The sequence below is a fragment of the Acinetobacter sp. NBRC 100985 genome, from assembly GCF_000241225.1.
Lineage (GTDB): Bacteria > Pseudomonadota > Gammaproteobacteria > Pseudomonadales > Moraxellaceae > Acinetobacter > Acinetobacter venetianus.
The window spans coordinates 99,908-112,098 of record NZ_BAEB01000021.1 but is presented as its reverse complement, the minus strand read 5'-3'; the positions used below and the strand labels follow the sequence as shown (position 1 = coordinate 112,098).

Genomic DNA, 12,191 nt, shown 5'->3' with positions numbered 1-12,191 from the left:
AGTATTTGATTGAGAAAAGATTATGTCAGACGAAAATCAAGAGAAACCCGAAAATCAGGCAACCCAAGTGGAGCAAGCCAAAGCGGAGACGGAGACGGAGACGGAGACAGCGAAAGCATCTGAAACACCAAATCAATTGCCTCCTCCGCCACCTCCTCCAACGAGTAAACTGATTAAAACCAAACGCTCAACCTTGTGGTGGATGTTATTGGTATTGCTGGTCGGGATTACCATTATTTTATGGGCTTGGAGGATTGGGCCATTCCATACAGCTGTTGAACAAACAGATAACAGCTATGTAAAAGGAAAAACAACGATTCTCTCGTCGCAAATCAATGGTTATATCAAAGATGTGTTAGTAAAAGATTTTGATCACGTTAAGCAAGGTCAAGTACTAATGCATATCGATGCAACAACCTATGACCAAAAAGTGACTCAGGCTGTTTCTGGCGTAGAACAAGCACAAAATAGCCTTGCTAATCAAACTCAAGCGATTGCACAACGCCAAGCAGATGTAGTTTCAGCACAAGCGAAACTGGATCAAGTGAAAGCACAATACGATTTGTCTGTTGCACAGCTTAAACGCTATCAACAACTTGGAAATAGTGGTGCTGCTTCAAAATCTGAACAGGATAAAGCTGCGGCAGATGCACAAAATAATTTGGCTTTACTCAAACAAGCTCAGGCCAATATTTTAGTTGCTCAAGAAGCGTTAAAAACGGCTCAAGTTGCCGAGAGCGGATTAAAAGCGCAGGTCAATAGTGCTCAAGCTCAATTAGATCAAGCCAATACCACCAAAGATTACAGCACGATTACTGCACCGCTTGATGGTCAACTGGGTGAGGTCAATCCTCGAGTTGGACAATATGTCGCCGCTGGAACACAACTACTTTATTTGATTCCCAAACAAACTTGGGTGATTGCCAACTTTAAAGAAACTCAAATTGCCAATATGAAAATTGGACAAAAAGCCTATTTCACAGTAGATGCGCTCAATCATCAAAAGTTTACAGGACACGTTGAGCAAATTTCTCCTGCTGCTGGTTCAGAGTTTAGTGTGCTTAAACCAGATAATGCGACGGGTAATTTTACGAAAGTCGTTCAACGTATCTCAGTACGTATCACGATTGATCCAAATCAAGAAGGTATCGAAAACCTACGTCCAGGGATGTCTGTGATTACCTCAGTCAACACAGATTCCTAAAGACCTACTGACAGTCTCAATCAAATACATTTACAATGTGATCAAACCGATTTCTGATGTTGAAACATGTTTGATCACATTGCTTTTCCTACCCCTTATCAAACATTAGATACCCCTTATCCTGTTCAGATCACGGTGAAGCGCCTTGACCTGATTCATCCTCAAATCTCAGGAAATAAGTTTTTTAAACTCAAATACAATCTACTCGAAGCACAGCAACTAGGTTTTAAGCAAATCCTTACCTTTGGCGGTGCTTATTCAAATCATATTGCAGCAACGGCGTATGCGGCACAGTTATTCGGCTTTCAAAGCATCGGCATTATTCGTGGTGATGAGCTACACACACAATCACTCAATCCCACCCTACAAACCGCCAATGATTTTGGTATGCAACTTCATTTTGTCAGTCGAGCTGAATATCGACTACGGCATGACACGGATTATCAGCTACAACTAAAACAACACTATCCTGATGCGTATATCATTCCTGAGGGTGGAACAAATACATTTGCACTCAAAGGAACACAAGAGATTTTATCGCCCGAAGATCAAACAAATTATGATGTCATTTGCTGTCCAGTAGGTACTGGCGGAACGATTGCAGGAATCATTGAAAGCAGTTCAAATCGACAACAAGTTTTGGGGTTTTCTGCATTAAAAGGTGAATTTCTTCGACACGATATTCAACAATGGACTGATAAACTTAATTGGTCGCTCACTGATCAATATTGCGGTGGTGGCTATGCAAAGAGCTCTCCTGAGCTGCTGCAATTTATGCTGCAATTTGAACAGCAACATGCCATTCCCTTGGAGCAAGTCTATACGGCTAAAATGATGATGGGTTTATTTGATTTAATTGGAAAAAATCATTTTCCTACTCATACTAGAGTTTTAGTGATTCATACAGGCGGGTTACAGGGGCGCATCAAATAAAAAAGCCGCCCGCAGGCAGCTCTGATTTTTTAAAAATGAAACTTAAAACCAACCATCCCCAATCGGTTTGTTATCCATAAACACGACCAAGCCTTTGACAATTCGATAAATAAACCAAATCGAAGCCGCAAGTAAAACAGGTATGCCAATCAAAACAAATGTCAGGACAAAACCAATCAGTCCAGCGATTAAAGTAATCCAAAATGTTTTTATCTGCCATTCAAAATGACTCTCAAGCCATGTGCCTTTAACCTCATCACGCTTGATATAATTCATAATCACAGCCGCAATACTGGTCAAACCGACAAAAATACTGGCAGCATATAATCCATAAGCAATCAGTGTGTATTGTCTCAATTGATCTTGTTTATTTGGCGAAGTATCTTCTAAAAATGTCTTATCATTCATTATTCTAATCCCCTCTATCGAGACCAACTTTATAACATGCTTTAATTTTAAAAGTATATTTTTTAACCCAACAATCAACATACTCAAAATGCTTTAAATCTTTTATAATTGCCCGCTTTTCATATTCTATCGAGTATTGCTCATGGTTCATCAAGTGGATGTTGTCGTTTTAGGTGCTGGTGCATCGGGCTTGATGCTGGCTGCCGAAGCAGCTAAACGTGGGCGCTCCGTGGTGGTACTCGAAAAAGCCAATAAAGTAGGCAAAAAGATTTTGATGTCTGGTGGTGGTAAATGTAACTTTACCAATCTTGATGTTGAGCCATCCAACTATCTTTCAGAAAATCCACATTTCGTAATTTCCGCATTGACTCGCTACACCAATTGGGACTTCATTGCTATGGTCTGTGAATATGGCATCGAATATGAAGAACGCAAGCATGGTCAGCTTTTTACTTTAAAAGGCGCAAAAGAAATCCTAGAAATGTTGCTCACAGAATGTGAAAAAGCAAAGTACGTGAATATTCAAACGCATTGTGAAGTTCAGAATGTCCAAACCAAATCTGATTCAGGTTTTATCGTTGATACCAATCAGGGAACTTACCAATGTGAATCTCTTGTTGTCGCGACTGGCGGTTTATCTATTCCAACTTTGGGTGGTTCTGGATTCGGCTACGAGCTTGCACAACAGTTTGGACACCATGTTTATCCAACCCGTGCGGGTTTAGTTCCATTTACCTTTTCAGATCAGTTTAAAGAAGTAACGACTCGCTTGAGTGGTAATGCTTTAGATGCAACGTTGATCAATGACCGTCATCAATTCACCGAAGCCCTACTCTTTACACATCGTGGTTTAAGTGGACCAAGTTCATTGCAACTGTCTAACTATTGGCATGTCGGTGAAAGTTTTAAAATTGACTTCTTCCCAAGCCAAGATTTAACTGAATTTTTTAAAGAAAAGAAAAAAGCGCAACCTAAAGTTCTACTCAGGACTTTACTGAATGAATTCACCGCGAAAAGTATTGTCTTAGAATTGCAGCAACTGATTTGGGCAGAACAAAGCGAAACCGCGATAGGAAATATTAGCGATGCTCAGCTTGAACACATTGCAACACATCTTCATGCATTTTCAGTAAAACCATCTGGCACAGAAGGCTATCGAACAGCCGAAGTCACACTAGGTGGTGTCGATACCAGCGAAGTGTCATCCAAAACGATGGAAAGCAAAAAACAGAAAGGCTTATATTTTGTCGGCGAAGTACTGGATGTGACAGGTCATTTAGGCGGATATAACTTCCAATGGGCATGGTCATCCGCACAAGCTGCTGCTCAATTCGTTTAATTCCAGTGTCGATTCGGCAGATTATGATGGATTTAACTATGGTGATCTGAGGAATTGGCCGCCTCTGAAGAAGGTGCTTGCTGTGCATTCGAAACCGTCTTCTCTTTGCTTGGACTGGATTTAGCAACCACAAATTTATAAGCACTAGCTAAAAAGCCAACAGTGATTCCAGCAATAATAATTGGCGCAAATACGCGGTTAGGCTTCTTCATTTAATTCTCCTATAGACTTTTTATTTAGAGACTATTGATACTTTATCTATAAATGAATTGCATTTTAGGTCAAGTTTTTCTTTCTAGACATTTAACACTCAAAAAAATTGCTTTATATCTGAATAAAATGTCACTTAACTGCCTTGTCGCAATACCCAATAGTGACCAATAGCGCGTATACAAACAAAACGACCACCCTGCTTAGAGTGGTCGAATTGATTAAAAAAATCAAAGATTATTTTTACTATTCATCAGAATATGGCGACGATGGTGGTGTAGATGTCGGGTTTACACTCGATGTCATTTCATTCTGTTTCAGCGGATTAGGCTGTTTTCCTTCAGCTTTCGCTTTGTCCAACAAATCACCTAACAAACGCTCAGCAGGCTGACGACCACCTAGACCGAATGCCAGTGCGAACGCGACTGCAACTGAACCCAACGTTAAACCAAATGCTAAATTGACGATAGAGTCTGCAATGCCCATGGCTTTTAAACCCATCGCAATCACTAAGCCCATGATCAAAATACGAACTAGATTTCCCAACCAACGAGAACTATTGTATTCACCACGCTGAACCACGTTTGCAACAATGTTTGCTAACCAGAAACCAATCACTAAAATCACAGCACCAAGCAAGATATTTGCACCGAAATGGATAAACATTGCGATGAGTACACTCACCTGCTCAAGTCCAAGACGATTTGCAGCTTCTGAAACAGCAAATAGCATTGTGAAGAAAACAATCAAATAGCCAACAATATCCGAAACGCGTGTTTGACCAAGGAAACGTTGTAAATCCAATTTCATTGGAATTTCATCAACGCCTGCACCCGAAATTAACTCAGCCACTAAGCGTCCAACAAAACGGGAAACCACATACGCTACGATTAAAATCAAACCAGCAGCAATAATTTGTGGTATCGCATGCATGATCTCATTCAACATTGCAGTTGCTGGTTGAGAAATAGCTTCTATACCCAATGCTTCAAATGCAACGATTAACGTCGTGATAATAATGATCGCGAAAACAAAAGAACCTAAGAACTTAGATACGCTTGAGCTTTTAAATAATCCAATTTTCTCAGCTTGTGCTTGCAGCCCCAAACTATTGGTTAAGCCCTCAACAATACCGCGTACAATTTTTGCAAGAATATATCCGACAAAAATAATCACACCTGTAATGAATAAGTTCGGAACAAAAGCAATTGCCTCATTGACCATATTTTGAACAGGGATCAATAAGCCTGTTAAGCCAAGAATAGAAAGTACAATTGGTAAGAATAATAACAATACTAACCAATAGAAAATCTCGCCAATATTACTACTCAGCGAACTGACACCAACTTCACTACTTAGTTTTTCATCCAAGTCCGTTTTAGCCAATACATTGGTCAATCCAACTCTCACGAGACGAGCAATAATCCAACCAATAAAACCAACAGCAACAGCAGCCAATAGATTTGGTATATAGGCAAGCACTCGCCCGACCATATTACTGAATGGGTCACTTACACCACTAATATTTAATACGTTTAATGCTCCAACGACAGCGAGAATCATAACGAACCAAAACACCAGTTTTGAGATTAGATTTTCAATGTTTGAAGGATGGCCTGTAGCCGACGACAATTTATGATTGGTATCAAGTTTTTGTAATAGCTTCTTCACGCCAGCGGCAACAACTAAAGCAATAATCCAACCTAACAGTAAGATTACAACTGCCGCTAAAATCGGATGAAATTGATCCCAATAATACATTGCATCAAATCCCCCTCTCTGAGATGGACCACCAAAAAAATCATTCATATGTTTTTATCCTTATGTCGTGTTTTAAAGTAAAACCCAGCTACCCACGATTATTCTTTGAACGAATAACAAGAATTATGGATGCCTAAACCTTAGTTTTTGTCTATTTATCAATCAATAAATGGCAGCACTAATACAACAAAAAGCACTCAAAAATAAGCAAAAAAGCCCACCAGTTCACACCAATGAGCTTTCAAATCAATTTAAATGGTCTGAAAGTATGATTGGCTAAGCATTCAATAATGCCGGCTGCAAATGTGACATCATCACTTGTGCAGTTGGATTTGCAGAATGGTCAGCAACCATATAAACAAGTAAAGCGATCAGAAATATTCCAACAATGATTAACATATACACTGGCAATTTCCGTTTTTTCGCAATTTCCTCTTTGCTCGCCACATGAGGATGTGGCTTACTAAAATCATGCATGATAGCAACCCCTCATCTTTTATTTCTCACGTAATCATCTTAGCAATAGGCTTTGTTGCATTGTGTGAAAAATCTTCGGACTATCGTTGTTCTGGTTGCAGAACTCTACTTTTTCTCGTTTAGGTTATTGTATAAAATATAGGCGCTTTTAGAATGCAGTAAAAATAAGCTATAATGTTCGATTGCCGTTTCTTTAATGTTTTGCTCTATGTCCTACAGCCGAGAAAGTGTTTCTCTTGATTTAGACACTGATGTTACACATCAATGTTTTTTGCATCACACTCGTGATGAACATTTGATTGGGATTATCGAGTTTAATAAACCGAGCTATATATTAAAGTGGGGAGATCTAGAGTATTTCCGTCGTCGTACAGAAGAGTTTTCTGTGATGCCACTACCTGATTGTATCAACGCGATGATCGTTGATATTCGTAATGTACAGCCATTTTTAGACAATGAAGTGCCGATTCTTCCTTGGCGTTTACTTGAAGAAGATTGTCCTGTACGTTTGGTTGTTCCACAAGAACGGTTAGAACATTATATTGGTTTATTTGAACCGACTTGGCTCACGACTGACGTTGATACCGCCATTCAAGAAATCCGTGAAGTTATGGATATGTTTGTTCATTAAACATATCCATCATCCCTAACCTATAGCAGCCTTAGCGCTAGTTCATTACCAATAATTCTCTACTGCGATATTTCCTTCACCACGACGATTCATGGTTAAACCGCGTTGTTTAAGCGCCTCTTTGGTATCCTCCACCATTTGAGGATTACCACAGAGCATCACATGACTAGTTTCAGGATCGAGTGCTAAGCCTACAGACTTTTCTAGTTCACCATTTGCAATCAGAATCGGTAAGCGATCATGTAGTGCTGCATTTGGATCACGCGTAATGATCGGAATAAATTTGAATCCTGAATGTCCATCACCAAACATTTCAGCAATTTCCTGAATCCGCTCAACGTAAGCCAACTCTGAGGCTGTACGCACGCTATAGACTAAATTGATATGCTGATATTTAGTCCACGTCTCAAAATCTTGCAACATAGATAGAAATGGCGCTAAACCCGTCCCTGTGGCCAGTAACCATAAATCTTGCGGTAACGGTTGCTGATAACGCGCCAATGTTAAATAGCCATAAGATATTTTTTCAAGATAAAGTTCATCGCCAACACTGAGGTGTTGCAAATTCGAAGTGAAAGCACCATCAGGAACAACGATTGAGAAGAACTCTAAGGTTTCATCAAAGGGCGAAGAAACAACAGAATAAGCTCTCACCACTAGTTCGCCCTCGACCATCAAGCCAATACGGGCAAACTGCCCCGCAGTAAACTTAAAATGAGCTGGGCGGGTCATCGTGAAGCTAAAAAGATTGTGAGTCCAACGGTGTACAGATAAAACTTTTTCTACGCTAAATTTTTCAATTGACATGATTTGAACGTGGCACGAAACAGTAAGCTCATGTTAGCATGATCGAATAATTGATGGATACTCAAAACATTAAGGCTATTTAACATGCGCATGACCTTACGCCAATTGGCTGTTTTTGTGGCGGTCGCTCAGGAAGGAACCGTAACCAAAGCTAGTGATGCTGTCCGACTCACCCAAAGTGCGGCAAGCATGGCCTTAGCTGATTTAGAAGATGGTCTTGGTGCACCTTTGTTTGATCGTTTAGGCAAACGCCTACAACTCAATGATTTGGGACGCTTCCTACTCCCACAAGCTTTAGAGATTTTAGGTCGTTGTGAATCATTCGAGCAAGCAGCTAAAGGCGAATTGCAAAGTATTGATTTACGTCTAGGTGCAACACTTACCATCAGTGATTATTTGATGCCTGATCTTATGGCTGATTTCTTACAGCGCCATCCACAAGCACATCTACAATTACAAGTCGGTAATACCCGCCAAATGATTGAAGCGGTTAATCAATTCCAACTTGATTTAGCATTAATCGAAGGTTCATGCCATTTACCACAATTACAGTGCATTCATTGGCGAGATGACGAGTTGGCTGTGTGTTGCGCACCTGAACATCCATTAGCGCAATTAAATCGCCCAATCACACCCACTGATTTCCATGATGTTGAATGGATTTTACGTGAAGAAGGTTCAGGTACTCGAGAAGTATTTGATAACGCGATTTTGCAAGACCTACCTGATGCAAATATCCGTTTAACACTTGGTCATAACGAAGCTATTTTAAAAATCGTTGCAGGTGGCTTAGGCATGTCATGTGTATCAAGACTCGCTATTGAACCTTTAGCTGAAAAAGGACAACTTGTTATTTTAGATACACCATTTTGGCAGCTTACTCGCCCACTCTTTATGCTGGTACATCGTCAAAAATATCAAGGTCCTGGCCTAAAAGCATTTCTACAATTCTGTGAAGATCAGGTTTAAACCTGATCTTTTTTATCTCCAACGAGAATCATTTTCACACGGTTCTCCATCATTATCACCATCCATTTTAGTATTCGGACAGTTTCTGACAAACCATCGAGCTTCCTCAAGCGACCTCATTTGTGAACAGTGCTGTCGTCCATCACAACTAAATTTTTGAGTTGCAGTTACAGGAGATGCATTATATGTCTGTACTGGCGGTGTTGGTGGGGCTTTCAAAGCATGTTCCGTCTTTTCCGAGAGTTTAACTTCAGGCAGCTCACCCACTGCTTCTCGTTGTTGCTCAACTATTCTTTTTTGCTCTTCAATTAATTGAGCCGTTTTCAATGCTTTGGCTTGTTGAAAAGTTTGATACTTTTGGAAAACGAGCCCTGCTAAAATTGCAATGATAATAAGGCCAACGATGGTAAATGCCAGTCCCTTTTTACTACTCTGAGTAGGTTTTAACATCAGCTTTGGATCACTTGCCCCATTATCAGAATGATTTGGATAGTTTGTACTGACTGTCTTCAAATCCAAACGTACAATATTCGCAGCTTTAAATTTTCCGTTATCCTCAACAATCAAAAACTTTAGCTTTTCACCAATTTTAGGTTCGCCTGCTGTTTTAGGAAAATCTTTAATATGGAAGAAAACATCAGCGTGATCACCATCAACGTCAATAAAGCCAAAACCTCTTTCTGAATTGTATTTTTTAATTTTTCCCTCAAGAAACATCTTTCACACTCTATTTTTATATTGACACTATTCTAATAAAAAAGAGGCTAAAAAGCCTCTTTTTCCATGATATTTCAATGAAAATCAACGTCTAAAATTTGATAATAATTCCGATGTAATTGCTTTATTATGATTTGAGATTTGAGTTTTCTTAGTTTTTGCTGGATTTGGATCAATACGCTCAATCTGAATCGCTTTAAACTTGCCTTGATTTTCTACTACAGCAAATTTCACTTTTTCATTGCGCTTAGGCTCACCCTCTTCCGCAGGGAAATCTGAAATATGAAAAAAGACATCACCCTCAGTTGTACCGATAAAACCAAAGCCCTTGTCAGGATTATATTGTTTTACTTTGCCTTGATAAAAATCTTGTTTCATGACGTTTACCCTACTTTTAAAAACCGATATTCATAGTATATAGAAAATAAAAAAGAGACTTTAGATCTCTCATAAAATTTATGACAAGATCTTGTCTCTTTTATTTATTTTTAAAAATTAATCTTTTTGGACACTACCAAAAATCTTATCACCAGCATCACCTAAACCAGGCACGATATAACCATCTTCATTTAAGCCTTGATCGATTGAAGCTGTATAAATGCGTACATCAGAATGTGCGGCTTCTACTTTTGCAATTCCTTCAGGTGCAGCAACAAGAACCATCACACGAATATCCTTACAACCGCTTGCTTTTAAAACGTCAATCGCCGCGATTAGAGAGTTACCAGTCGCCAACATTGGATCAATAATCATGGCAATACGATTCGCAACATCAGGGACTAATTTTTTATAGTAGGTACGAACTTCTAAAGTTTCTTCGTCACGCTCTAAGCCCAAAACACTGACTTTAGCACTTGGGATCAAGTTCAGCACCCCTTCTAGCATACCAATACCAGCACGAAGAATCGGTACAATAGTAATTTTTTTCCCTGCGATACGTTGAGTTGAGACTTTCCCTGCCCATCCATCAATTTCATGATCAACAACAGGAAGATCCTTTGTTGCTTCATAGGTCAATAACATCGTGACTTCTTGCGCTAACTCACGAAAATTCTTGGTACTAATGTCTGAACGACGTAATAGACCAATTTTATGGCGAATAAGCGGATGGCGAATTTCTTGGATAGACACGAGTGGGTACCTAGGTAATATTAATCTTCGGTTATTATAAAGTGTTTTTTTACTCTTCAATAAAAAAGCCCCCAATTTTTGGAGGCTTTTTTGTACAAATCAGATAATTACTGTTGTTGTGACAACATAAAATGCAATGGAGAAAGAATCTCTGCCTTCAATGCTAAGTTAATCATTGGATCTGGATAGATACCTAGGAATAACACAAGCAATGCAGCACCTAATACCATGATACCGCCTACTTTAGTACCCCAATGTGCATCTGCATCAATACGTGGTACGTCTGGTGGTGTCATATACATCACAACCATTACACGTAAATAGTAGTATAAACCGATACCACTACCCACCACGATCATTGCAGCTAAGAACCAGTGTTGTGTTGTCACCGCAGCCATAACGACGAGGAATTTACCAATGAAGCCTGCTGTTAGTGGAATACCCGCTAAAGACAACATCATCACAGTCAGCGTTGCAGTTAAAATCGGACGGCGCCAGAACAAACCACGGTAGTCTGCAAGGCTTTCAGCCTCATCAACGTTGTTGTATGGACTCGACATTAAAGCAACTGCACCGAATGCACCAATTGTCGTTAATACATAAGTGATCACATAAACAGTTACACTACCTAAACTTGCATAAGTCATGCTGAGTAATGCAATCAGTAAATAACCAAAGTGTGCAATTGATGAATAACCTAAAATACGTTTTAAGTTTACTTGACGCACAGCAAGTAAGTTACCCACCAAGATCGATAACACTGCAATCACGGTTAACACAGTAACTAGCGATTCAACTAAGATCGCACCTGAAGTTAATAAGTAACGTACAAACAGACCAATCGTTGCAACTTTTGCAGCCGTTGCCAAGAATGTCGCCATTGGCGCTGGTGCACCTGCATATACATCTGGCGTCCATTTATGGAACGGTGCAAGTGAAAGTTTAAATGCAACTGCAAAGATGATTAAGCCTAAGCCTAATAACACCATTGGTTGTTTAATCGCAGTCATCAACGCTTGAACAGAATCATAGAATGACAATGATCCTGTGTACGCATAGATATATGCCATACCCATCAGCAACATTGCAGAAGCCGTTGCTGAAAGTACAAGGTATTTAATCCCTGCTTCCAAAGACTGACTACGTTGATACGTGTACGCCAACATGCCGTATACAGGAATCGACATCAACTCTAAGCTGATGAAGAAAGCTGCATAGTGAGAGCTTGCAACCAATAACATTGCACCTACAACTGAAGACAGTAGCAAGATGTAAAGTTCTTCGCGGTTTTCTTTATAGGTCTCAATATAAGCATGCGACAAAGTACAGCACGCTAATGCAGCAATCAAAATCAAGAATTGATAGAGCATGGTAAATGGATCAACCATAAACATGCCCATGACATTTGTAGGTGCAAAATGTCCTGTATATGCAGTGTATGCGATATAAATTGCAGCGAGGTTTAAACCTACGACTGAAGTTGTCGCGATAAGATTGTGATTACGTTTGATCGCAGTCAACAACATCACAACAATTGCAGTCAATGCCACAATCATTACTGGAGCAAGAGGCATTAGCTCAGAAAAAGAAATTGTGAAGTTCAT

At 39.6% G+C, this 12,191-nt stretch carries 14 protein-coding genes; 5 read left to right on the top strand and 9 right to left on the bottom strand.

Going from position 1 to position 12,191, the window contains the following annotated elements; genetic code table 11:
- Nucleotides 1–22 precede the first annotated feature (22 nt).
- Together ACT4_RS07060 and ACT4_RS07055 are read left to right on the top strand one after the other, a co-directional pair.
- A complete protein-coding gene (locus ACT4_RS07060; RefSeq protein ID WP_007480981.1) occupies nt 23–1,204 on the top strand; it encodes an HlyD family secretion protein in 1,182 nt (393 codons plus the stop codon).
- A gap of 66 nt (nt 1,205–1,270) precedes the next feature.
- A complete protein-coding gene (locus ACT4_RS07055) occupies nt 1,271–2,137 on the top strand; it encodes a 1-aminocyclopropane-1-carboxylate deaminase/D-cysteine desulfhydrase (RefSeq protein ID WP_007480979.1) in 867 nt (288 codons plus the stop codon).
- A 42-nt stretch (nt 2,138–2,179) separates the two neighbouring features.
- Here the strand turns inward: ACT4_RS07055 and ACT4_RS07050 are convergent, their stop codons facing one another.
- Nucleotides 2,180–2,545: a hypothetical protein gene (locus ACT4_RS07050; RefSeq protein ID WP_007480977.1), complete on the bottom strand. Its 366-nt coding sequence runs from the start codon at nt 2,543–2,545 to the stop codon at nt 2,180–2,182.
- A gap of 142 nt (nt 2,546–2,687) precedes the next feature.
- On the opposite strand from ACT4_RS07050, the gene ACT4_RS07045 reads away from it, so the two are divergent.
- Nucleotides 2,688–3,884 (top strand): NAD(P)/FAD-dependent oxidoreductase, encoded by a 1,197-nt coding sequence (locus ACT4_RS07045; RefSeq protein ID WP_007480975.1) that lies wholly within the window; start codon nt 2,688–2,690, stop codon nt 3,882–3,884.
- A gap of 32 nt (nt 3,885–3,916) precedes the next feature.
- Here ACT4_RS07045 and ACT4_RS07040 read toward each other — a convergent pair whose 3' ends face one another.
- From ACT4_RS07040 to ACT4_RS07030, 3 genes are all read right to left on the bottom strand, one after another.
- Nucleotides 3,917–4,096, bottom strand: a complete 180-nt coding sequence (locus ACT4_RS07040; protein ID WP_004881297.1) for a hypothetical protein — start codon at nt 4,094–4,096, stop codon at nt 3,917–3,919.
- 244 nt (nt 4,097–4,340) lie between these two features.
- Entirely contained in the window at nt 4,341–5,903 is a 1,563-nt protein-coding gene (locus ACT4_RS07035; RefSeq protein ID WP_007480974.1) for a mechanosensitive ion channel, read from the bottom strand.
- 228 nt (nt 5,904–6,131) lie between these two features.
- Nucleotides 6,132–6,332 carry a hypothetical protein gene (locus tag ACT4_RS07030; RefSeq protein ID WP_007480973.1) on the bottom strand — a complete coding sequence of 67 codons (201 nt, stop codon included), beginning with the start codon at nt 6,330–6,332 and terminating at the stop codon, nt 6,132–6,134.
- Between the two features lie 208 nt (nt 6,333–6,540).
- Between ACT4_RS07030 and ACT4_RS07025 the strand changes: the two genes are divergently transcribed.
- A complete protein-coding gene (locus ACT4_RS07025) occupies nt 6,541–6,963 on the top strand; it encodes a hypothetical protein (protein WP_007480971.1) in 423 nt (140 codons plus the stop codon).
- 45 nt (nt 6,964–7,008) lie between these two features.
- On the opposite strand, the gene ACT4_RS07020 is transcribed toward ACT4_RS07025, so the two are convergent.
- Complete coding sequence (locus tag ACT4_RS07020) at nt 7,009–7,770, bottom strand: ferredoxin--NADP reductase (RefSeq protein WP_007480969.1); 762 nt, start codon at nt 7,768–7,770, stop codon at nt 7,009–7,011.
- A gap of 84 nt (nt 7,771–7,854) precedes the next feature.
- On the opposite strand from ACT4_RS07020, the gene gigC reads away from it, so the two are divergent.
- Complete coding sequence (gene gigC, locus ACT4_RS07015; protein WP_004881307.1) at nt 7,855–8,739, top strand: LysR family transcriptional regulator GigC; 885 nt, start codon at nt 7,855–7,857, stop codon at nt 8,737–8,739.
- Between the two features lie 12 nt (nt 8,740–8,751).
- Here gigC and ACT4_RS07010 read toward each other — a convergent pair whose 3' ends face one another.
- The 4 genes from ACT4_RS07010 to nuoN all read right to left on the bottom strand — a co-directional run bounded on the left by ACT4_RS07010 (nt 8,752) and on the right by nuoN (nt 12,191).
- The gene (locus ACT4_RS07010; protein ID WP_007480967.1) at nt 8,752–9,456 is read right to left on the bottom strand and encodes a cold shock domain-containing protein; all 705 of its coding nucleotides are present in this window, start codon (nt 9,454–9,456) and stop codon (nt 8,752–8,754) included.
- A gap of 84 nt (nt 9,457–9,540) precedes the next feature.
- Nucleotides 9,541–9,834, bottom strand: coding sequence for a cold shock domain-containing protein (locus ACT4_RS07005; protein WP_007480965.1), 294 nt, complete (start codon nt 9,832–9,834; stop codon nt 9,541–9,543).
- 117 nt (nt 9,835–9,951) lie between these two features.
- A complete protein-coding gene (gene upp / locus ACT4_RS07000; protein WP_007480963.1) occupies nt 9,952–10,587 on the bottom strand; it encodes a uracil phosphoribosyltransferase in 636 nt (211 codons plus the stop codon).
- 107 nt (nt 10,588–10,694) lie between these two features.
- The gene (gene nuoN, locus ACT4_RS06995) at nt 10,695–12,191 is read right to left on the bottom strand and encodes an NADH-quinone oxidoreductase subunit NuoN (RefSeq protein WP_007480962.1); all 1,497 of its coding nucleotides are present in this window, start codon (nt 12,189–12,191) and stop codon (nt 10,695–10,697) included.